This window comes from Sphingosinicella sp., from assembly GCF_052387495.1.
In the GTDB taxonomy this organism is placed as follows: Bacteria; Pseudomonadota; Alphaproteobacteria; order Sphingomonadales; family Sphingomonadaceae; genus Allosphingosinicella.
Genome location: NZ_JBQTJC010000019.1, coordinates 1 through 21,494, shown reverse-complemented (window position 1 = coordinate 21,494; position 21,494 = coordinate 1). Strand labels below are relative to the sequence as shown.

General features: G+C 67.4%; 22 protein-coding genes and 1 riboswitch. Of the genes, 8 read left to right on the top strand and 14 right to left on the bottom strand.

Going from position 1 to position 21,494, the window contains the following annotated elements:
* Both ACT4N8_RS01480 and ACT4N8_RS01475 read right to left on the bottom strand, forming a co-directional pair.
* Positions 1–1,202: DUF1501 domain-containing protein (locus tag ACT4N8_RS01480; protein ID WP_444856362.1), on the bottom strand; the 1,202-nt coding region annotated here is incomplete at its 3' end.
* A 13-nt stretch (positions 1,203–1,215) separates the two neighbouring features.
* Positions 1,216–1,653 carry a DUF1800 family protein gene (locus ACT4N8_RS01475; protein WP_444856365.1) on the bottom strand — a complete coding sequence of 146 codons (438 nt, stop codon included), beginning with the start codon at positions 1,651–1,653 and terminating at the stop codon, positions 1,216–1,218.
* A gap of 506 nt (positions 1,654–2,159) precedes the next feature.
* Here ACT4N8_RS01475 and ACT4N8_RS01470 point away from each other — a divergent pair.
* From ACT4N8_RS01470 to ACT4N8_RS01455, 4 genes are all read left to right on the top strand, one after another.
* Entirely contained in the window at positions 2,160–3,701 is a 1,542-nt protein-coding gene (locus ACT4N8_RS01470) for a hypothetical protein (RefSeq protein WP_444856361.1), read from the top strand.
* Between the two features lie 120 nt (positions 3,702–3,821).
* Positions 3,822–4,214, top strand: a complete 393-nt coding sequence (locus ACT4N8_RS01465) for a hypothetical protein (protein WP_444856360.1) — start codon at positions 3,822–3,824, stop codon at positions 4,212–4,214.
* Positions 4,215–4,293: 79 nt separating this feature from the next.
* Positions 4,294–5,484, top strand: coding sequence for an acyl-CoA dehydrogenase (locus ACT4N8_RS01460; RefSeq protein ID WP_444856359.1), 1,191 nt, complete (start codon positions 4,294–4,296; stop codon positions 5,482–5,484).
* A gap of 213 nt (positions 5,485–5,697) precedes the next feature.
* The gene (locus tag ACT4N8_RS01455; RefSeq protein WP_444856358.1) at positions 5,698–5,955 is read left to right on the top strand and encodes a hypothetical protein; all 258 of its coding nucleotides are present in this window, start codon (positions 5,698–5,700) and stop codon (positions 5,953–5,955) included.
* Here ACT4N8_RS01455 and ACT4N8_RS01450 read toward each other — a convergent pair.
* Positions 5,939–6,481, bottom strand: a complete 543-nt coding sequence (locus ACT4N8_RS01450) for a GNAT family N-acetyltransferase (RefSeq protein WP_444856357.1) — start codon at positions 6,479–6,481, stop codon at positions 5,939–5,941. The genes ACT4N8_RS01455 and ACT4N8_RS01450 overlap by 17 nt on opposite strands.
* A gap of 6 nt (positions 6,482–6,487) precedes the next feature.
* On the bottom strand, positions 6,488–6,718 hold the full coding sequence (gene rpmE, locus ACT4N8_RS01445; RefSeq protein ID WP_444856356.1) for a 50S ribosomal protein L31: 231 nt from the start codon (positions 6,716–6,718) through the stop codon (positions 6,488–6,490).
* A gap of 107 nt (positions 6,719–6,825) precedes the next feature.
* Positions 6,826–6,994, top strand: a riboswitch (cobalamin riboswitch).
* A 95-nt stretch (positions 6,995–7,089) separates the two neighbouring features.
* Between rpmE and ACT4N8_RS01440 the strand changes: the two genes are divergently transcribed.
* From ACT4N8_RS01440 to ACT4N8_RS01425, 4 genes are read left to right on the top strand one after another with little or no spacing between them, the layout of a single operon-like run.
* Positions 7,090–8,940, top strand: a complete 1,851-nt coding sequence (locus ACT4N8_RS01440; protein WP_444856355.1) for a TonB-dependent receptor plug domain-containing protein — start codon at positions 7,090–7,092, stop codon at positions 8,938–8,940.
* Positions 8,909–9,697 carry an ABC transporter substrate-binding protein gene (locus ACT4N8_RS01435; protein WP_444856354.1) on the top strand — a complete coding sequence of 263 codons (789 nt, stop codon included), beginning with the start codon at positions 8,909–8,911 and terminating at the stop codon, positions 9,695–9,697. Before ACT4N8_RS01440 ends, ACT4N8_RS01435 begins: the two co-directional genes overlap by 32 nt.
* Positions 9,694–10,662: a FecCD family ABC transporter permease gene (locus tag ACT4N8_RS01430; protein ID WP_444856353.1), complete on the top strand. Its 969-nt coding sequence runs from the start codon at positions 9,694–9,696 to the stop codon at positions 10,660–10,662. The genes ACT4N8_RS01435 and ACT4N8_RS01430 overlap by 4 nt, the downstream gene beginning before the upstream one ends.
* A complete protein-coding gene (locus ACT4N8_RS01425) occupies positions 10,659–11,354 on the top strand; it encodes an ABC transporter ATP-binding protein (RefSeq protein WP_444856352.1) in 696 nt (231 codons plus the stop codon). Before ACT4N8_RS01430 ends, ACT4N8_RS01425 begins: the two co-directional genes overlap by 4 nt.
* Here the strand turns inward: ACT4N8_RS01425 and fabZ are convergent.
* The 10 genes from fabZ to tsf all read right to left on the bottom strand — a co-directional run bounded on the left by fabZ (position 11,320) and on the right by tsf (position 21,367).
* A complete protein-coding gene (gene fabZ, locus ACT4N8_RS01420; RefSeq protein ID WP_444856351.1) occupies positions 11,320–11,793 on the bottom strand; it encodes a 3-hydroxyacyl-ACP dehydratase FabZ in 474 nt (157 codons plus the stop codon). The genes ACT4N8_RS01425 and fabZ overlap by 35 nt on opposite strands.
* Positions 11,793–12,431 carry an OmpH family outer membrane protein gene (locus ACT4N8_RS01415; protein WP_444856350.1) on the bottom strand — a complete coding sequence of 213 codons (639 nt, stop codon included), beginning with the start codon at positions 12,429–12,431 and terminating at the stop codon, positions 11,793–11,795. Before ACT4N8_RS01415 ends, fabZ begins: the two co-directional genes overlap by 1 nt.
* Positions 12,431–15,061: an outer membrane protein assembly factor BamA gene (bamA, locus tag ACT4N8_RS01410; protein ID WP_444856364.1), complete on the bottom strand. Its 2,631-nt coding sequence runs from the start codon at positions 15,059–15,061 to the stop codon at positions 12,431–12,433. Before bamA ends, ACT4N8_RS01415 begins: the two co-directional genes overlap by 1 nt.
* Before the next feature lie 140 nt (positions 15,062–15,201).
* Positions 15,202–16,332: an RIP metalloprotease RseP gene (rseP, locus tag ACT4N8_RS01405; RefSeq protein WP_444856349.1), complete on the bottom strand. Its 1,131-nt coding sequence runs from the start codon at positions 16,330–16,332 to the stop codon at positions 15,202–15,204.
* Positions 16,329–17,489 (bottom strand): 1-deoxy-D-xylulose-5-phosphate reductoisomerase, encoded by a 1,161-nt coding sequence (locus ACT4N8_RS01400; protein WP_444856363.1) that lies wholly within the window; start codon positions 17,487–17,489, stop codon positions 16,329–16,331. Before ACT4N8_RS01400 ends, rseP begins: the two co-directional genes overlap by 4 nt.
* Positions 17,486–18,316 (bottom strand): phosphatidate cytidylyltransferase, encoded by an 831-nt coding sequence (locus ACT4N8_RS01395; RefSeq protein ID WP_444856348.1) that lies wholly within the window; start codon positions 18,314–18,316, stop codon positions 17,486–17,488. The genes ACT4N8_RS01400 and ACT4N8_RS01395 overlap by 4 nt, the downstream gene beginning before the upstream one ends.
* Complete coding sequence (locus tag ACT4N8_RS01390; RefSeq protein ID WP_444856347.1) at positions 18,313–19,047, bottom strand: isoprenyl transferase; 735 nt, start codon at positions 19,045–19,047, stop codon at positions 18,313–18,315. The genes ACT4N8_RS01395 and ACT4N8_RS01390 overlap by 4 nt, the downstream gene beginning before the upstream one ends.
* Positions 19,044–19,601 carry a ribosome recycling factor gene (gene frr / locus ACT4N8_RS01385; RefSeq protein WP_444856346.1) on the bottom strand — a complete coding sequence of 186 codons (558 nt, stop codon included), beginning with the start codon at positions 19,599–19,601 and terminating at the stop codon, positions 19,044–19,046. The genes ACT4N8_RS01390 and frr overlap by 4 nt, the downstream gene beginning before the upstream one ends.
* Positions 19,588–20,325, bottom strand: coding sequence for a UMP kinase (gene pyrH / locus ACT4N8_RS01380; protein WP_444856345.1), 738 nt, complete (start codon positions 20,323–20,325; stop codon positions 19,588–19,590). Before pyrH ends, frr begins: the two co-directional genes overlap by 14 nt.
* Before the next feature lie 97 nt (positions 20,326–20,422).
* Positions 20,423–21,367 (bottom strand): translation elongation factor Ts, encoded by a 945-nt coding sequence (gene tsf, locus ACT4N8_RS01375; protein ID WP_444856344.1) that lies wholly within the window; start codon positions 21,365–21,367, stop codon positions 20,423–20,425.
* Positions 21,368–21,494 lie beyond the last annotated feature (127 nt).

Below are 21,494 nucleotides of genomic sequence, written 5' to 3'. Positions count from 1 at the left end.
GCGATCACCGGCGGCGTGCCGTAGATCGTGCGACCGTTCACCGCCGCGCCCATCACGAAATGCATCGAGCCCCAACCATGATCCGAGCCGTTGGAGTTGGAGGTGAGCGTGCGGCCGAAATCGGATGCGGTGAAGCTCGTCACCTTGTCGGCCACGCCCAATTCCTGAGTCGTATCGTGGAATGCGCGCATCGCCGCGCCGAGCCGAGTGAGTAGGACGGGGTGGGTGGTGAGGATCGAGTCGTGGTTGTCGAAGCCGCCGAGGCTGACGAAGAAGACCTGTCGCTTCGCCCCCAGCTCCTGCGACACCGAGATCAGCCGCGCGACGATGCGGAGCTGGTCAGCGAGACTATTGCCGCTCGGGAAGGGCGTTGCAATGGTCGGCCCGGCATTGAGCGCGGCGGTGACCTGCGCCTGAAGATCGAGGGAGCGTTTGGTGACCCGGGCATGCTCATCCTCGAACAGGTTCGGACGCGCGCCGGTCATCAGACCGCGGAGCGTCGTCATCACCCCGGCGGACGTGAACAGCGCGGTCGAATTGTTGAGCAAGGGCACCGGACCGTTGGTCGTCACACCATATTGGACTGCGGTCCGGCCCGAGAGGAAGACGGCGTTGCCCGAGGCGCTGATGCAGGTGAGCGTGGCGCTGCCGTTGCCGGACTGGAGCAGGTCGCCGATCCGTCCGCCCCAACCCGAAGTCGCCCCTTCCGGATTCGACGCCTGCCAGAAGCTCTGCTGGTCATTGTGGCTGAACAACTTGGGCGGCAGCGGCACGCTCTTGTTCTGGTAGGTGGTCTTGCTGGTCGGCTGGATCAGGGTGCCGACGTTGAGGACGACGGCGAGACGCCCGGCGTCAAACAAGGGCAACAGCGGTGCAAGGTTGGGCGCCAGCGCATATTGCCGGCCACCGGGTAGCGCGACGAGCGGATTGAGGACAGTCGGTGCCAAACTGTCGCGAGGAAGCGCGATCGTCCCTCGCAGGTTCGCATAGGCGTCGTACGAGAGCGGGTCGTAGGGCACGACGGTGTTCGCATAGTCGTTGCCGCCGAACAGGAAGATGCAGACGAGCGCCTTGTAGTCGCCCGCGGTCGCGGCCGCAGCCTCGCCGATCGCGGCGAGGTTAAGCACGAACGGGCCGGCCGCGCCGACCGCGCCGAATGCGGCAGCGCGCTTCAGGAAGGCGCGTCGAGACTGATCGGTCATCGCCGGCTTCTCTTCATTTTTGCACCAGGTATTCGGGGCTGGCGAGCGTGAGCAGGATAGCCGCGTAGACCCGGTTGAGCGGCCCGTTCGTGGCGGTGGGTACGATCGAGTCGATCGCAGTCCGGATGCCCGCTTTGGTCGTGTCACCGAGCCGCGCGCCAAGCAGGATGTCGACCTCCTCGAGCAGGTTCGTGCTGTTGTCCGCGCGAGTTAGAATGTCGGCATAGTTGGCGCGGAAATCACCAGCCCCGTTCACGATCAGGATCGCCATGTAGTTCACATAAGCTACCACCGACGGCTCGTTCGTGATTTGGAATTCGGGGGCAACGAGACCGGCGGTCGAGATTGCGCTGTTCGGCGGCGTGTAGCCCGGGCGGAAGAAGTTGAAGACGCTGGGACTGCGTCCGGGGCTCTGGCCGAGCCGATTGGCGGTCGAGCTGGTGTCACCGATGGGCCAGGCGCCCGATGGTGAGAACGCGTTGAACGCGCGTGCCCAGCCGATGATTCGCCTCTAAGACCTTGGCCGCAGTGCCGTTTAGATTCGGGCTGGCGGCCTTGTGCGACTGCTGCAAAAGTCCGCAATGGGTCGTTAGCCGACAAAGCCCCACCGGGCGAACGAGCGTCCGCTTCTCGGCAAGGACCGCGACCGTCTCAACGGCGAGGATGGGCGCAAAGCGGCCCTTCGCTGGCCAGCGCGCATCAACGTCTCGGACCATGTGCTGCTGATGAATGTGGGCTTGAATGTGGGTTGAGGTAGCAATACGTGAATTATCTCATTTGTTTTCAGATGTCTGGTGCTAGAGAGTGGCGGACGACGGCTCCGCCAGAAGCCCGCCGCGAGGCGTGCGCGGATTTTCCCTTTCACTCGTGACCGAGGCGAAACAAGCCCGGCCCAAGTCTTTCCACGCGGCGCGCCGCTTGATAGTCTCGTCAGGGACATTTGGGGGGATATGATCGATGCCGAGCGGATTGTTCAGGCTTGCCGCGCTGGTTTTTCTGGGCCTGGTCGCGCTCGCTCCCGCCAACGCCGAGTGGCGCCGCGCCGAGAGCACGCACTTCATTGTCTATTCCGATATTCCGGAGGCGCGGCTTCGCGAGCATGTCCTGCTGCTCGAGAATTTCGACCGGCTGCTTCGCCTGATGACCACGGCGGGAAGAGAGGCGGCCAGAACCAAGCTGCAGATCTACATCGTCGAGAACAACCGGCAGCTCAACCTCGTGCGGCCGGTCGGATCGGATGCCGGCGGCTTCTACACCGGCGGCGCGGACGGCATCGCGGCCTTCGTCGACGAGCGCACGATCGGGAGCTCGCCCGAAGTCCTCCTTCACGAATATGCCCATCATTTCATGCTGCAATATGCGCCGGGCGCCTATCCGGCCTGGTATGTCGAGGGCTTCGCCGAATATTTCATGACCGCCCGCTTCCGGCCGCGCGGCGACATCGAGGTCGGCAATTTCTCGCGCTCGCGCGGCTTGATGCTGACCAATTTCGATTGGCTGCCGACCGACCGGATCCTGTTCGGAACCTCGGGCGGCCTCAACGACATCGGCACCGGCCAATATTATGCGCAGAGCTGGCTGCTCGTTCATTATTTCTACAGCGATCCCGCCAGGCAGGCGGCGCTCGGCCGCTATTTGCAGGCGCTGGCGGAAGGCCGAGATGCGGAGGACGCGCTCGAGCCGGCGATCGGGATGGACGCGGGGCAGCTTCATGCGGCGCTTCGCGCCTATGCGCGGCGCGGCATCCCCTATCGCCGGCTGACCCCGGCCACGAGCGCGACGCCGGCCACGGTGACGATCACCTCCCTCCCCCGCTCCGCCGAGGACCTGCTTCTCTATCAGGCGGCCCTGCGCGTCGGCATTCCGGAGGAAAATCGGGATTCTAATCTCCAGCGGATCCGGACGATCGCGGCCCGCCACGAGGGCGATCCATATGCGCGCCGGGTGCTCGCCCATGCCGAGCTTCTCTATGGCGACGCCGCGGCCGCCGAACGCCTGATCGAGCCGCTTCTCGCCGCCAGTCCCGCCGACGCCGAGCTGCTCTATTTGCGGGGCATGCGCCATTTCGTCGACGCCCAGAAGGATATCGACAGGGCGGCCAATCTGCGCCGCGCCCGCAACTGGTTCGCGCGCGCGCACCGCGCCGACGAGCACCATTTTCAGAGCCTGTTCCGCTATGGCCAGAGCTTCCGCGACGAGCCGGATTATACCTCGGAGAACAACTCCAACGTCCTCTTGCTCGCCCACCAGCTGGCCCCCCAGGTTCCCGAAATCCGCCTCGAAGCGGCGCAGGTGCTGCTCCGCCGCGAGCTGTACGAGCAAGCGGAAGCGCTGCTCGCCCCGCTCGCCGCGAGCCAGCACGATCCCGGGCTCGCCGCAGCGGGGCGCCAATTGTTGGAGACTGCGCGCGCCCGCGGGCGGCCGGTGACGACCGAAACCCCACCGGCCGGCGATGCCACTCGGGCGGCGCGCGATGAAGCGCGGCCCGGGGCCGATTGACTCTCTCGGCCCCGGCCAGAAGCTGGCCTTTCCTAGTGGCTTAACGGGGGGTGTTATGCACGCGCTCAAATATGTTCTGGTCGTCGCGGCGGTCGCGCCGCCGGCACCTATGTCGTGCGGGTGCGTTGCTTCAGCTCGTCGACCGGCGGCTACGACCTCGTCGTGGAGCCGGTTTCGAGCCGGCTGACGCTGCAGGCGGTGAACCAGTGCCGCTTCAACAGCAGCGTGCCGACGACCGCGAACCGCGCCCACTATCGCGACTATGCGATCGACCTTTCCGCCGGCGAGGAGATTTTGCTACGGCTCGAATCGGGCCGGTTCGATCCGATCATTCAGATCTTCCACGAAGGCAATGAAGACGGCAGCCCGCTCGCCAGCGACGACGACGGCGGCGAGGGCCTCAATTCAATGCTGCTCTTCCGCGCCCCGCGCGCCGGCACCTACACAGTGCGCGCCACCGAGCTCAGCCATGGCGACGGCGACTATGTGCTGCGGATGAATCGGCTGCGTTAGCAGCTTCGGTTTTCGGCCACGGCTTCCCTGCCGACGCTTCAACCGCTACCGGCTGGCGCGACACGCTCAAGGAAAGACCATGGCCGAACCCAAGCCCCTGCCCTTCGACTGGGCCGATCCCTTCGCGCTCGACGCGCAGCTCAGCGACGAGGAGCGCATGGTGCGCGACACGGCGGAGGCGTTCGCGCAGGAGAAATTGCAGCCGCGCGTGACCAGCGCCTTCCTCGACGAGCGCTTCGACCGCGAGATCATGGACGAATTGGGCGCGCTCGGCCTGCTCGGCGCGACCATCGCCCCCGAATATGGCGGCGCGGGGCTCAATTATGTGAGCTACGGACTGATCGCGCGCGCGGTCGAGCGAGTCGACAGCGGCTACCGGTCTGCGATGTCGGTCCAGTCGAGCCTCGTCATGCACCCGATCAACGCCTACGGCACCGAGGAACAGCGGCGCAAATATCTGCCGAAGCTCGCGACCGGGGAATGGGTCGGCTGCTTCGGCCTCACCGAGCCCGACGCCGGCTCAGACCCCGGCTCGATGCGCACCCGCGCCCATAAAGTCGACGGCGGCTACCGCCTCAGCGGCACCAAGATGTGGATCACCAACTCGCCGATCGCGGACATCTTCGTGGTCTGGGCCAAGTCCGACGCGCATGACGGCAAGATAAAAGGCTTCGTGCTCGAAAAGGGCATGGTCGGGCTCAGCGCGCCGAAGATCGAGGCCAAGCTCAGCTTGCGCGCCTCGATCACCGGCGAGATCGTGATGGACGGGGTCGAGATTCCCGAGGAAAATCTGCTGCCCAACGCGCAGGGGCTGGGCGGGCCGTTCGGCTGCCTCAACCGCGCCCGCTACGGCATCGCCTGGGGCTCGATGGGCGCAGCCGAGGCCTGCTTCCACGCGGCGCGCTCCTACACGCTTGAGCGCAAGCAGTTCGGCCGGCCGCTCGCCGCGACCCAGCTCGTCCAGCTCAAGCTCGCCAACATGGCGACCGAGATCAGCCTCGGCCTGCAGGCGGCGCTCCGCGTCGGCCGGCGGCTGGACGAAGGGGAGCTCATCCCCGAGACGATCAGCCTGATCAAGCGCAACAATTGCGGCAAGGCGCTGGAGATCGCGCGGACCTCGCGCGACATGCACGGCGGCAACGGCATTTCCGCCGAGTTCCAGGTGATGCGTCATGCCGCCAATCTCGAGACGGTGAACACCTATGAAGGGACCCACGACGTCCATGCGCTCATCCTCGGCCGCGCGATCACCGGCATTCCCGCTTTCTAGGCTCGCCTCGGCGCTGAAACGGCGCGTTTTACCGCGCTGACACGCTTGTCCGGGAACGGCCACATTTCAGGGACTTGCCAGGCGGATTGAGCTCGATTATCGGGTTTCCTCTTGGGATCGGGGCTGGGGTTAAGCTCTTCGTTTGCGTCGTTGCGTGGCTCGCGCCTCCGGACGGTGCCGCTGATGATCCGACCGTTGCTGGAGGTTTTCACGATGAAGTCGCTTGTCCTCGCCATTGCCCTGATCGGGGCCTCCGCCGCCGCTGCCGCCCAGCACAATCCGACGCCCTCGGGCGAGGAAGCCGGCCATAACCAGACCCAGTCGCCGCGCGAGGCCACAAAGTCGGAGGACGAGAAGGCCGAGCGGATCTGCCGTTGGGTCACCGACCCGGATGTCGGCTCGCTGATCCGCGGCCGGACGCGGCGCTGCCTCACCGAGGAGCAGTGGCGCGTCGTCAACCGCCGCCGCTGAGCCGCAGCCGCCGACGGAAGATCAGGATCGGCTCGTCGCGATAGACCGCCGCCTCACGGCGATCGAAGCCCAGCTTTTCCGCGACCCGAATCGAGGCGCTGTTGTCCGCGTCGATGATCGCGACGATCTCGCCGTCCGCTAAATTGCGATCCGCCCATTCCAGGGCCGCGGCGCCTGCTTCGCTGGCATAGCCCTGCCCCCAGGCATGGCGAGCGAACGACCAGCCCATTTCCGGCAGGCCTTCGATCGCAGGCGCCATGTCGCGCTTGAAGTCGGCGAAGCCGGCCTGGCCGATCACCGCGCCGTCGCCAACCCGCTCGACGATCCAATAGCCGAAGCCGAACAAGGCCCACATGCCGGGCATCGTCGCCAGCTTTCGCCAAGTCTCCTCCCGCGTCGCCGGCTTGCCGCCGACGTAGCGCACGGTCTCCGGATCGGTCGCCGCGGCGGCGATCGGTTCGAGGTCGCTTTCCCGGAACGGGCGAAGGATCAGGCGCGCGGTCTCCAGCGTCGGAGCCGCGCGCATCGCGGCTTATTTCTTGCCGAGCGTAAGGCCGCCGAAACGCTTGTTAAAGCGCGCCACCTGGCCGCCCGTGTCGAGCAGCTTCTGGTTGCCGCCGGTCCAGGCCGGATGCGAGGTGGGATCGATCTCGAGCGCCAGCGTGTCGCCTTCCTTGCCCCAGGTAGAGCGGGTTTCGTACACGGTGCCGTCGGTCATCTGCACCTTGATCATGTGGTAATCGGGGTGGATTTCGGTCTTCATCTTGTTGATCTTCCGTGATTTTGGCTGGTTACCGACCAGCCTCTGGAATGAGCAGAGGCGCGATCTAGCCGCTGGCGCCCCGATTGACAAGCCATGCTGCGGTGCAATAGCCACGGGATCGTGAAGGTGCCGCCCGTCAGACGGCGGTGAAAAGGGAAGCCGGTGCGATACCGGCGCTGTGCCCGCAACTGTAAGCGGCGAGCTTGCCCTCCGCAAAGGGGGTGTCAAAGCGATCGAGCCGCGAGCCAGGAGACCTGCCTTCGCCGTCGTCCGTGCCCGGCCGGGATCAGCCAGCGGCACGTGGCGCCGCGTCGGTCCGGCCGGCTCGGCTCCTCCGAGGCGACACGTCTGTGTCGTCAACGGAGGTTTCAATGTTCCTTTCCCTTCTCCTGCTCGCCGCGGCCGCCCAGCCCGATCCCGAGATCATCGTCAGCGCCTCCCGCGAGGCCGTCGAAACGGGCGAGGCGGCGGCTTCGTCGACGATTTTCGACGACGAACTGCTGCGGAGCCTGACCCTACCCAATGCCGCCGACCTTTTGCGCCTGTCGCCGGGAGTCGACGTCGCGACGACAGGCCCGCGCGGCACGCAGACCCAGTTGCGCATCCGCGGCGCCGAAGCCAATCACACCCTGCTCTTCGTCGACGGCATCCGCTTCAACGATCCCGCCGCCGGCAACGAGCCGCGCTTCGAATTGCTGACCACCGATCTCGCCTCGCGGATCGAGTTGGTGCGCGGGCCGCAATCGGCGCTCTGGGGCGCCGAGGCGCTGGGCGGCGTGATCGCCGTCCAGAGCGTCGATCCCTTCGCCCGGCCGGGGCTGCTCGCCGACGCCGAATATGGCCGCCTCGACAGCAGCCGCCTGTTCGGTCGCTACGCCTTCGCCGACGGCCCGGTCGGCCTCGCCGCGACGGCAGGGTGGCAGCGGAGCGATGGCATCGATTCCTTCGGCGGCGAGGAGCGCGACGGTTTCGAGACCCTCTCCGCCTCGCTCCGCGCGGTCTACCGCGGCGATAATGTCGAAGCCGGCGCCGTCGGCCACTGGATCGAGGGGACTAGCGAGTATGACGGGTTCGATCCGGTCACTTTCCTGCGTTCCAACACCCTGGACGAGACCGACAACCGGATCGCGGCGGTGCGGGGCTGGCTGACCGGCGAGTGGGAGGGCTGGCGCCTGAGCGGCGAGGCCTCCTATCTCGACAGCGCCAACCGCAACACGCTCGCCGGCGCGCCACTCAACCGAACCTTCGGCGATCGGACCTCTCTCGGCGCGCAGGTCTCGCGCCGTCTCGGCGGGCATTTGTTCATCGCCGCCGCCGAGCACAGCGAAGAGGACTTCCGCGCCCGCGACGACAATTTCGGCGGCGGCACCAACCAGGACCGGTCGCGCAGTCTCACCGCCTTTATCGGCGAATGGCGGGCCGAGTGGAGCGAGGTCCTGGTCACCGACGTGGCTGTCCGTCATGACGATTTCAGCGCCTTCGAGAATGCAACCACCTTCAGGGCCTCGGCGCTGGTGCGGCCGGGCGGCGGCTGGACGCTGCACGCCGCTTATGGCGAGGGCATCGCGCAGCCGACCTTCTACGACCTGTTCGGCTTCTTTCCCGGCTCGTTCGCCGGCAATCCGAACCTCACGCCGGAACGCTCGCGCGGCTTCGAGGCGGGCCTGCGCTGGGCGAACGCGCGGGCGAGCGTCGGCATCACCGGATTCTCCAACCGGCTCAGCAACGAGATCGTCGACGTCTTCGATCCGGTCACCTTCCAGTCGAGCACCGCCAACGCCAGCGGCAGGAGCCGTCGCGAAGGCGTGGAGCTCGCCGCCTCCTGGCGTCACGCGGACTGGCTCAACCTCGCCGTCAACTACACCTGGCTGGACTCGGACCAGCAGACGGTCGCGGGCGCGGCCCTGGTGCGAGAGGTGCGCCGGGCGCGGCACAGCGCCAATCTTCTCGGCCATGGCGAGGCGGGGCGGCTGAGCTGGGGCGCGAGCCTCGCTTATGTCGGCCGGCGGCGGGACACGGACTTCGATCTCTTTCCCGCGCAGACGGTCACGCTCGACGACTATCTGCTCGCCTCGCTCCGGATCGGCTGGCGGATCCTGCCGCGGCTCGAGCTTTACGGGCGCGTGGAGAACGGCTTCGACGCCGATTATCAGGATGTGGTCGGCTACAATACGCCAGGACGGACGGTGCATGCGGGTCTTCGCATTCTGCTTGGCAATTAGCCTCGCCATATCGGTGCCCGCCGGGGCGACGCCGCGCCGCGTCGCCTCGCTCAACCTGTGCACGGACGAGCTGGTCCTTCTGCTCGCCGCCGCGGAGCAGATCGCGTCGGTGACGCATTTGTCGCAGGATCCGGCCGAAAGTCCGCTCTGGCACGCCGCGCGGCGTTATCGCCGCAACGACGGCAGCCTGCTTTCGGTCGCGGCGCTCCGGCCCGATTTGGTGGTGACGATGGGCGGCGGCGCGCGCGACCGGCTGCGCATCGCCGAGCGGCTCGGCATCCCAACCCTCGACCTCCCCTTCGCGCACAGCCTGGACGATGTCGTCGTCAGCATCCGCCGCGTCGCCGCGGCCTTGGGGCGGCCCGCTGCGGGAGAGGCGCTGGCCCGCCGAATCGCGGCGCTGCGCGCCACCGCGCCGGCCTCCCTTGCCGATACGATCTGGCTCGGCGGCGGCGGGCGGACGGTTTCCGCCACCGGCCTCGAAGCGCAATGGATGGCGCTCGCCGGCATGCGGCAGCGGACGATGGCGGGCGACCGGGTCGGCCTCGAGACCCTGCTGGTCCGGCCGCCGCGAATCTTGCTGCGGAGCGACTATCGCGATGGTCAATATTCGAACCAGCAGCGCTGGCTCAGCCATCCGCTGGCGCGGCGGGTGCGCGGCGCGAGCGCGATCCCCACGGACGGCCGCCGCTGGACCTGCATGGGCCCGCTGCTGATCGACGAGATCATCCGGCTGCGGCGCGAGACGGCGCGATGACTCGTCGCGTCGCAGGCCTCCTCCTGCTCCTCCTCGCCGCCGCGTTCGCGCTGTCGCTCGCGACGCCCTGGGTCGATCTCGCCACTCTTGATGGCGCCGATCCCGGCCTGGCGAACGCGCTGCTCGTCGAGCTCCGGCTGCCGCGCGCGGCGCTGGCGCTGATCTATGGCGCGATGCTCGGCGCGTCGGGCGCGGCAGTGCAGGCCTTGTTCGCCAATCCCCTCGCCTCTCCCGATCTGACCGGGACGACCAGCGGCGCCGCGCTCGGCGCGGTCGTCACCGCCTATCTGCTCGGCTTTTCGGCGCCGATCGCGCTTTCGATCGGCTCGGTGGCCGGGGCGCTCGGCGCTCTGCTCTTGCTGCTGGCGCTGGCCGGGCCCCGGGCCGAAACCGCGACCCTGCTCCTCTCCGGCCTCGCGATCAGCGCGCTCGCCGGGGCGCTGACCACGCTCGCCCTCGCGCTCGCCCCATCCCCATTTGCCTTTTACGACGCCTATGACTGGTTGATGGGCTCGCTGGTCGACCGGAGCCTCGCCCAGACCGCCTTCGCCGCGATCCCGGCCGCGTTCGCCTTCCTGCTGCTGCTTCGCCTCGTCCGGCCGCTCGACGCGCTCGCACTCGGCGAGGAGGTGGCGCAATCGCTCGGCCACGATATCCTCTCGCTGCGGCGGCAGGTCGTCTGTCTCACCGCACTCGGCGTCGGCGCCTGCGTCGCGATCTGCGGCGCGATCGGCTTCATCGGCCTGGTCGCGCCGATCTTCGCACGTCGGCTGACCCGCGGCCATCCGGGCCGGGCGATCTTTCCCGCCGCCTTGATCGGCGCGATCCTTCTCATCGCCGCCGACCTCGCCGTGCGCCTCGCCCCGCTCGGCCGGACGCTGCCGATCGGCGTGGTCACCGCCTTGCTCGGCGCGCCCTTCTTCCTCTGGCTGGTCGCACACATGCGCTGGCGGTTGCGGGCATGACTGCCTTGCTCTCCGCCTCGGGCCTCACCCTTCCCGGCCGTCTGCGGGACGCCGCGCTGGAGATCGCTCCGGGCGAGCTGGTCTGCCTCGCCGGCCCGAACGGCAGCGGCAAGACGAGCCTGCTGCATGCCTTGGCGGGGATCGGCGGACGGCCAGGCCGGGTCGTGCTCGACGGCGAAGATCCCCGCCGCGCGGCTCCGGCGCGACGACCTCGGCTGATAACCTACCTGCCGGCGACGCGCGATCTCCACTGGCCGCTCGCCGCGCGCGACCTAATCGCGCTCGGCGGCAGCGCGGCCGATTTGTCCGAGCTGGAGCTCACGCCGCTGCTCGATCGCCGCGTCGACACGCTCTCCACGGGCGAGCGCAGCCGGGTGATGATCGCCCGCGCGCTGGCGCCGCGTCCGAAGCTGCTGCTGCTCGACGAGCCCACGGCCAATCTCGACCCGCTCTGGCAGCTCCGGCTGATGGCACTCGTTCGCGCCGAAATCGAGCAGGATGAGCGAGCCGCGCTGGTGGCGATCCATGACCTCGACGCCGCCGAACGCCACGCCGATCGAATCCTGGTCATGGACGGTGGCCGGATCGCCGGCGAAGGGCTCGTGTGCGTGCCGGAAATTTTCGGGGTGGAGCGCGTCGGCGGCGCGTGGCGCGAAGTCAGGCCGCGGGAGGGTCCGCGATCATCGCGGTGAAATCGGCCTGGGCGGCGAGCTTGTCGCCGACATAGGCCTTCCCTGAAAACTTGCAGACGCTGGCCCGCTTCTGGACGAACGCGACCTCGAGGCGGAGCAGCACGCCGGGCTCGACGGGGGTGCGGAATTTCGCCCCGTCGATCGCCATGAAATAGACCAGCTTGCCCGAGCCCAAGAGGCCGAGCGATTCGACCGCGAGCACGCCCGCCGCCTGGGCGAGCGCCTCGACGATCAGAACGCCGGGCATGATCGGCCGGTCCGGGAAATGACCGGCGAAATAATGCTCGTTGATCGTCACCGCCTTGGTGGCGACGATCCGCTCGTTGATCACCAGCTCCTCGACCCGATCGACGAGCAGCATTGGAAAGCGATGCGGCAGCGCCGCCATCACCCGCCTCACATCGAGGGGGCCGATAGCGGCGCTGGTCTCGTCGGCCATTAGCGGCCCTGCGGGCGCGGCCGGTTCTGTTGTGGCTGCTGCGGCGCCGGCTGCTGGCCGGTCGGCTGCTGCGCAGGAGCCGGCGCGTTGATATTGAGCGCGGCCGTATTCTGGTTGACCACCGCGAGCACCGCGTCGGTGATGTCGACCGTCGGGTTGATCGCCAGCGTCGCGCCCCGATCGATCGCGATCGTCGCGCCGCGCTGCTGCATCACCGAGACGATCGCAGGCTGGATGCGCTCGGCGATCTGCTGGCGGACGAAGGCGACGTTGCGTTGAATCTGCTGCTCGCGCGTGGCGATCTCGGTCCGCGCATTGTTCTGCTGGGTCTCGAAGGCGCGGATGCGCGCGGCGAGCGCAGCGTCCGGCTGCTGGCCCTGCGGCAGGGCGTTGACCGCTGTCTGCAGCGCCTGGCCTTCGGTTTGCAGTGGCTGACCGACCTGCTGGGCGCGCTGCTGGAGCTGGGTCACCTGGGCCTGCAACTGGGTGTTGGCCGCTGCGCAGACCGTGCAGGTGCCGGCGATCCGATCGGTATCGACGACCGCGACCACGGCCGGCGGAAGCGCCTGCGCCTGGAGCGCGGCGGCGGGAAGGAAAGCGAGCGCGGCGGCGGCCGTGCCGAGGATCAATTTGTTCATCAGAATGCGGTTCCTACGTTGAAAGTGAAGAGCTTGGTGTCGTCGCCCGGCTGGCTGAGCAGCGCGCGCGCGATGTCGATGCGGAACGGCCCGAATGGCGAGTTCCAGTTGACGCCGAAGCCCACCGAGACCCGGGGGCTCGGCGAATCGCCGAGGAAGCGCTCCGCGAACGGCGCGATCGCTGCGCGGGTGAGCGTCTCCGTGTCCGCGTTGCAACCGCCGCGGGTGAGCCTGTTCGTGCCGCCGGCGGTCAACGTGCACTGGTTGAAGGCGAGTGGATCATCCGGATCAATGTCGAGCAAGGACGGCTGGCGCACGCCCCAGAGCGCTCCCACGTCAACGAAGACGGAAGGCCGCAGCCCGAGCTCGCGGATCGCGGCGCCGAGCGGAATCTCGAGCTCGGCACGGGCGAGGTAGTAAGCACGGCCGCCGATCGCGTCATCCGAGATATTGTTGGGATCTTCATCGAACCGGACATTGGTCGCCGGCCCATCCGGGTTGTTGGTATCCGTATCAAACAGATAGCGCAGGCGCTGGACGCGAGGACCGACGCCGCGAATGTCGAAGCCGCGGATCTGCGGGCTGCCGAGGAAGAAGCGATCGGTGAGGCGCACCGGATCGATTGTCGGCGTGCCGTCCTCGAAGCTGTGAATATAGCCGCCTTCGGCGCTGATCGAGAAGATGAAGTTGTTGAAGATGTTCCAATAGTGCGCGCCGCTCAGCCGAGTGCGCAGATAGCGCACGTCGCCGCCGAGCCCCGCGAAATCCTGGCTCAGCAGGACGCGAAAGCCGCTGGTTGGGCGGATCGAGTTGTTGAGCGTGCTGTAGAGCACCGAATAGCCGACCGACGAGGTCAGCCGGTTGCCGATCGTATCGCACAAATAGCGGCCAGCGATCAGCGGATCGCAGGCGGGGGGCAGCGGCCCCGCGCCATCGGGATCGCTGAAGTAAAGCTCCTCGCTGAGGCTGACCTCGTCGTAATTGAGGCCGTAGCGCAGCGCGAGGGAGATGTTTTCCGTGAGCGGGACGCCCAGTCTGAGCTGCCCGCCGGTGCTGATTTGCTCAAAGGTCGTCTCGCGCTGGTCTCCGAGGAAGTTGAAGCTGTTATAATCGCGCCGATAAAGGTCGAAGCCGACCGCGATGTTGCGGTCGAACAGATAGGGCTCGGTAAAGCCCAGCTCGATCGATTTGGAATAAGTCGACCAGTTGACGCCGGCGCGCAATTGCTGGCCGAGGCCCCTGAAATTGCGCTGCTCGATCGAGAGCTGGACGAGGAAGCGCTCGATGCTGGAGAAGCCAGCGGAGAGCTGCAGCGTGCCGGTCGCGCGCTCCTCAACGGCGACGCCGAGCACCACCCGGTCGGGCGCGGAGCCCTGCTCCTGGGTGATTTCCAGATTCTCCTGGAAGAAGCCGAGCGACTGAATGCGGTCGCGCGAGCGGCGGACGCGGACGTTGTTGAAGGCGTCGCCCTCGGCCAGTCGGAATTCGCGGCGGATTACTTTGTCGTGGGTGTTGGTGTTGCCGGTGATCTCGATCCGCTCGACATAGACGCGCGGCGTTTCGGCGACCCGGAAGGAGACGTCCATCGTCAGGTCTTCGCGGTTGCGCGTGATCTGCGGGCGGACGTCGGAGAAGGCATAGCCGAACAGGCCGGCCAGCTCGTTGAGGCGGGTGACCGTGTCCTCGATCTGCTGGGCATTGTACCAGTCGCCGGTGCGCATCGGCAGCGACGCGGTCAGACTCTCCGAGGCGAAGTCGCGAATGTCGCTCTGCACGCCGACATCGCCGAAGCGGTAGCGTTCGCCCTCCTCCACCACATAGGTGATGATGAAGTCGCGCCGGTCCGGGGTCAGCTCGGCGACTGCGGAGACGACGCGGAAATCGGCATAGCCCTGTGTCAGGTAGAACTGGCGGAGCTTCTGCTGGTCGAAGGCGAGCCGGTCCGGATCATAGGTGTCGTTGCCCTGGAAGATGTTCCACCACGAGGCCTCGCGGGTCGCCATCTCGCCGATCAGGCGGCGATCGCCGAAACGCTCGTTGCCGATGATGTTGATCTGCCGGACGCGCGAGCGCGGCCCCTCCTCGATCTCGAAAACGACGTCGACGCGATTCTGATCGAGCTGAACGATCTGCGGCTCGACCCGGGCGGCATAGCGGCCCTGGCGGCGATAGAGCTCGATGATCCGGGCGACGTCGGCGCGGGCGCGCGAGCGCGTGAAGATCTGGCGCGGGGCAAGCCGGATCTCCGGCTGGATCTTGTCGTCCTTGAGCCGCCGGTTGCCCTCCAGGATGATGCGGTTGATCACCGGATTCTCGCGCACCTGGATGACGAGATCGCCGGTATCCGCGCCGGCGATGGTGACGTCGGCGAACAATTCGGTCGCGTCGAGGTCCCTCAGCGCCTGGTCGAGCCGCTCCTGACCATAGGGTTCGCCCGGGCGCAGCTGGGTGTAGGAGAGGACGGTTTCCTGCTCGAGCCGCTGGTTGCCGGCGACGGTGATGCTGCGGATCGTGCGCTGCTCCGCGGCCGGCGGCGGCGTCACCACCGGCGCCTGGCCCGCCTGTGGGCCGGGCTGGGCAGCGCCCTGGCCGGTCTGCGCCGCGGCCGGCATCGCCATGCCGCCGAGCATCGTGCCGACGAGAAGCGCGGCGCACAGAGTTCGACCCTTCGGAAATGCTTCTTTCGCCGTCACGCGTCCCGCCTTTGATGTTGAGGCCCGGCGGTTCGGCCGGCCAAGCTCCCTGTCGTGCACGCCCTGCCCCATCGCGCTCACCCGATCAAGCTGCCAAGCTTGGTAAAGACGCCAAAAGAGGCCAAGTCGTTGAAGGTAACGAAGATCATCAACGCCAGCAGCACCGCGAGCCCGGTTCTGAACGCCCATTCCTGGGCCTCCGGCTTCAGCGGCTTCCGCCTCACTCCCTCGATCGCGTAGAACAGCAGGTGTCCGCCATCCAAGAGGGGGATTGGCAAGAGGTTGATGAATCCCAGATTAATTGAGATCAGGCTCATGAAGAGGATGAAGTCGAGCCAGCCCAGGCTCGCCTGCTGGCCCGAAAATTGCGCGATCTTCAAGGGCCCGCCGAGCTCCTCCACCGAGCGGTCGCCGCGGATCAGCTGGCCGATCGTCACCACCATCATCTTCAGCGTCTGGCCGGTCTGGACGAAGGCGGCGCCGACCGCCTGATGCGGCTGCAATTCGACCACTTCGACCGGGCCCCGGCCGATGCCGAGCTGGCCGATCCGCGCCTCATTGCCGAAGCGGTCGACCCGGCGCAGCGATCGAGTCGTCGCCGCGAGCGTGATGTTCCGACCCTGCCGCTCGACGTCGAAGCGCATCGGCTGCTCCGGGCGGATCGCGACATAGGACATGATGTCCTCGAACCGGTCCACCGCGCCGCCGTCGATGCTGAGAATACGATCGCCCGGCTGGAAGCCCGCCGCCTGCGCCGCCGATCCCTCGACGACGGAGGCCACCACCGCCGGCGTCCGCGGCTGCCCGTAGCTCGCGAAGAGGGCGATGTAGACGATGATCGCGAAAAGGAAATTGATCGCCGGCCCCGCGGCGACGATGATGAAGCGCTGCCAGACCTGCTTCGCCTGGAAGGTCTCGGCCCGCTCCGCGGCCGGCAGCGCCAGCCATTCATCGCTCGGTGTCGAAGCCGGGTTCATGTCGCCCTTGAACTTCACATAGCCGCCGAGCGGCATCCAGCCAACTTTCCAGCGCGTCCCGCTTTTGTCGGTCCAGCCGAAGACTTCGCGGCCGAAGCCGATCGAGAAGGCCTCCGCCTTCACCCCGAACCAGCGCCCCGCGAAATAATGGCCGAGCTCATGGACGAAGATGAGCGGCCCGATGACGAGCAGGAAGGCGAGCACGGTGAAGAGGAAGCCGGGGTCGCTCAATGAAGAAACTTTCCTATCGCTGCGGTGGCCGCCCGCCTGGCCTCCCGGTCTATTTCAAGCACCTCGTCCAGCGACGAGGGCGCTCCCGGTGCATGGCTGGCGAGGACCTCGCCAACCAGCGACGCGATATCGAGGAAACCGATCCGGCTTTCAAGGAATGATTGAACCCCTATCTCATTGGCAGCATTCAAAATGGCAGGCTTCGCGCCGCCTTCGGCAAGCGCGGCGCGGGCCAACGCGAGGGCCGGGAATCGATCAAGATCGGGCGCCTCGAAATCGAGCCGGGCGATAGCGACGAGATCGAGCCGGGCGCAGGGCGTCGCCATTCGCGCCGGCCAGGCAAGGGTGTGGGCGATCGGCACGCGCATGTCGGGCGCGCCCAATTGGGCGAGGACCGAGCCGTCCTTATATTCCACGAGGCTGTGCACAACCGACTGGGGATGGACGACCACTTCGAGCTGATCGGCGCGAAGCGGGAAGAGGTGATAGGCCTCGATCAGCTCGAGCCCCTTGTTCATCAGGGTCGCCGAATCGACCGAAATCTTGGCGCCCATCGACCAGTTCGGGTGGGCGACCGCTTCGGCTGGGGTCGCCCGCCGCATCTCCTCGATCGATCTCGCGCGGAACGGTCCGCCGCTCGCGGTGAGGATGATCCGGCGAACGCTCTCCGGCCGCTCGCGGTCGAAGCATTGGAAAACGGCATTGTGCTCGGAATCGACCGGCAGGATCGTCGCGCCCCCCTCCGCCGCGGCCCGGGTGACGAGATCGCCCGCGGCGACCAGCGCCTCCTTATTGGCCAGCGCCAGCGTGCCGCCACCTTCAAGGGCGCGCATTACGGGTCTCAGCCCCGCCGTTCCGACGATCGCCGCCATCGTCCAGTCGGCACCGGCGCCGGCGGCCTCGGTGATCGCCTCTTCCCCCGTGGCTGCCTCGACGCCCGTTCCCGCCAGCGCCTCCCTGAGCCGCGCGAAATGGGCGGGATCGCCGATCACCGCCTGGCGCGGGCGGAACTTGCCGGCCAGCTCGATCAGCCCGTCGATATCCTTGCGCGCGGTCAGCGCGACGATCTCGTAATCGTCGCGGTTGCGCCCGATCAGGTCGAGCGTCGAGCGGCCAACCGAGCCGGTCGCGCCGAGAATGGTCACGCTGCGGGTCACGCCGTCCAATATCCCGCCATCAAGAGCAGGGTCGTCGCGATCGCGACGGCGAGCAGCCCGTCGAGCCGGTCGAGCACGCCGCCATGGCCCGGCAGCAAGGTGCCGCTGTCCTTGACGCCGGCGCGCCGCTTCATCCAGCTTTCGAACAGATCGCCCACTTGCGCGATCAGGCCCATTACCGCCCCGGCCCAGAGGAAGAATGGCTCCATCTGGAACCAGGTGGCGAGCAGCCAGCCGCAGGCGGCGGCGCCGGCCATGCCACCCAGGAGTCCCGCCCAGGTCTTGTTCGGGCTGATCGGCGGCGCGAGCTTGGGGCCGCCGATCGCGCGCCCGGCGAAATAGGCGAAGATGTCGGTCGCCCAGGTGACGACGAACACCCAGAAAACGAGGGCCTCCCAAACCCAGCTCAGGCTGACCAGGGCGAAGGCGGGGATGCCGATATAGGCGAAGCCCACCCCCATGACGGGACGGCGGCTGAGCAAGGCGAGGAGCAAGGCGCCGCCCAGCGCGGCGGCGAATGCCTGCCAGCTGGGCGCGAGGTCGGCGCTGTCGAACTCGAGCAGCGCCTCGGCGGCGGGATAGAGATATTCGGCTCCCGCAAGCAGCAGCAGAGCGAGCAGAACGCCGCCGACCGTGGACCAGAGACGCGGCACCTTGTGCATGTCGCCCCATTCGACGAACATCACCGCCGCCGCCGCCGCGCAGAGGACTCGGAACGGCCAGCCGCTGAGCACGGTCACCGCGATCGCGACGCCGATCATCAGCACGCCCATCGCGAAGCGCGCCGGCAGATCCGACTGCCGGATCGGGGCTTCCGCGTCGCTCACAGGCCGCCGTAGCGCCGCTCGCGCCGGGCATAATCGGTGAGCGCGGCACGCATCGTCGCCTCGTCGAAATCGGGCCAGAGCGTGTCGACGAAGAGCAATTCAGCATAGGCCGCCTGCCAAAGCAGGAAGTTGGACAGCCGTTGCTCGCCCGAGGTGCGGATGAGAAGATCGAGCGGCGGCAGCCCACCCGTATCGAGCGCGGCGTCGATCCGCGCCTCGTCGATCTGATCGGGGTCGAGCTCGCTAGCCTCGACCTGCCGCGCGAGCTTGCGCGCGACGCCCACGAGCTCGCCGCGCGAGCCGTAATTGAGCGCGATGGCGAGCGTCATCCGGCTGTTGCCGGCGGTCTTCGCGATCGCGTCGTCGACCATCCGCGCAACGTCCGTCTCAAAGGCCGTATGGTCGCCGAGAACCTTGAGCCTTATCCCTTCCTTGTGAAGGGCATTGAGCTCTCTTTGCACATAGAATCTGAGGAGCCCGGTCAAGTCCGCGATCTCGGTCGCCGGGCGCCGCCAGTTCTCGGAGGAGAAGGCGTAGAGGGTCAGGCATTCGACCCCCGCCTCGCCCGCGGCGCTGAGCGCTCGCCGTGCCGCCTCGGCGCCGGCACGATGACCGGCGGAGCGCGGCAGCCCCCTCGCCTTCGCCCAGCGGCCGTTGCCGTCCATGATGATGGCGACGTGCCGCGGGACGGCCGTCAGATCCGGTCCGGCATTGGCCGGGGAGGCGGTCACCTTTGCAGGATTTCCTTGTCCTTGGCGGCGAGCACGTCGTCGATCTCCTTGATCGCCTCGTCGGTCAGCTTCTGCACCTCGGCATCGAGCCTCTTGTGCTCGTCCTCGCTGATGTCCTTCTTCTTCTCGTCGGCCTTCAGCGCGTCCATGCCGTCGCGGCGGACGTTGCGGACGGCGATCTTCGCCTTCTCCGCATATTGATGGGCGAGCTTGGCCAGCTCCTTGCGGCGCTCCTCGGTGAGATCCGGGATGGGGAGGCGGATATTGGGGCCGTCGGTAACCGGGTTGATGCCGAGCCCGGCGTTGCGGATCGCCTTTTCGACCGCGCCGATGTTCGAGCGGTCCCAGACCTGAACCGAGAGCAATCGCGGCTCGGGCGCCGAAACGGTCGCGACCTGATTGAGCGGCATGTTCGCGCCGTAGACGTCGACCGTGATCGGATCGAGCAAGGCGGTCGAGGCGCGCCCCGTGCGCAGCCCGCCCAGATCGTGCTTCAGCGCCTCCACCGCGCCGTGCATCCGGCGCTGCAGGTCGGCCTTGTCATAAGCCGGCATGGCTTCCTCCCTCGTTCTGAACAATCGTCGACATGCCGTCGCCACCGAGCACCCGGGCGAGATTGCCCTGCTCGCGGATGTTGAAGACGACGATCGGGATATTGTTGTCGCGGCACAGGGCGACGGCGCTGGCGTCCATCACCCGTAGATCCTGGCTCAGCACCTGGTTGAAGGTCACACTGTCATAGCGGGTCGCGTCCTTCACCTGCTTCGGATCGGCGCTGTAGACGCCGTCGACGCTGGTGCCCTTGAACAAAGCGTCGCAGCCCATTTCGGCGGCGCGGAGCGCGGCGGCGGTGTCGGTGGTGAAGAAGGGATTGCCGGTGCCGGCCGCGAAGATCACCACCCGGCCCTTCTCCATGTGCCTGACGGCGCGCCGGCGGATGTAGGGCTCGGAGACCGTCGCCATCGGGATCGCGGACTGGACGCGGGTGTCGACCCCGGCCTTTTCGAGAGCATTCTGCAGCGCCAGCGCGTTCATTACGGTGGCGAGCATACCCATATAATCGGCGCTGGCCCGATCGAAGCCCTTGGCGGCGCCGGCGAGGCCACGGAAGATGTTGCCGCCGCCGACGACGAGGCAGAGCTCGTGGCCCTCCTTCGCCGCCTTGATCTCGTCGGCGAGCCTGGCGACGGTGTCGGGATCGATCCCGAACTGGCCGTCGCCCATGAGGGCCTCGCCCGAAAGCTTCAGCAGGATGCGGTTGAAGCGCGGGCGCGGCATGGGGGTCTTTTCCCTGGGGTCGGCTCGGTGGAAATAGCGGGCGGCGCGCACCTTAATCGGCGCGCGCCACCCTGCCAAGGCGCTTGGGCGAGGAAGATCAGGCGACCGGCTCGGCGCGGCCGACGCCCGAAGCGGCGGCGACCTCGGCGGCGAAATCGTCGACCTTCTTCTCGATGCCTTCGCCGAGCTGGAAGCGAACATAGGCCTTGAGCGTCACGTCGGCGCCCAACGTCTTGGCCTCCGCCGCGATCACATCCGCGATCTTCGTCTTGTTGTCCATGACGAAGAGCTGGGAGAGCAAAGCGTTTTCCTTTCGGAACTTGGCCATCGCGCCCTCGACCATCTTCTCGACGATCTCGGCCGGCTTGCCCGATTCCTTCGCCTTCTCCAGCGCGATACCGCGCTCGCGCTCAACCAGGTCGGCGTCGAGCTCCTCGCCGCTCAGCGCCAGCGGATTGGCCGCGGCGATGTGCATAGCGAGCTGCTTACCGAGCGCCTCGAGACCTCCCTTGTCGGCGCCGCTCTCGAGCGCAACCAGCACGCCGATCTTGCCGAGCCCCGGCGCGACCGCATTGTGGGTGTAGGAGACGACGACGCCCTCATCGACCTCGAGCCGCGCGGCGCGGCGCAGCGACTGGTTCTCGCCGATCGTGGCGATGTTGCTGGTCAGCGTCTCGGCGACGGTGCCGCCGCCCGGATATTGGGCGCGGCCCAGCTCCTCGACGTCGTTGCCAGTCGCCAGCGCCAGCTGCGCGACGTTGCGGACGAAGTCCTGGAACTGGTCGTTCCTGGCGACGAAGTCGGTTTCCGAATTGACCTCGACAATAGCGCCTATCGTTCCCTGGACGGCGACGCCAACGAGGCCGTCGGCAGCGACTCGGTCACCCTTGCCGCGCGCCGCGGCCAGGCCTTTCGCGCGCAGCCAGTCGATCGCGGCTTCCATGTCGCCGCCTTTCGCGGCCAACGCCTTCTTGCAGTCCATCATCCCCGCGCCGGTGCGCTCGCGCAGCTCCTTGACGGTGGCGGCCGTGATCTCAGCCATGTCTTTACATCCTTCAATCGACTGTTCCCCGGCGAAAGCCGGGGTCCAGGTTATCCTATCTGGCTGGACCCCGGCCTCCGCCGGGGAACAGCAAGTTCAAGCGGCGGTGGGCTCTGCCAGCACGGCT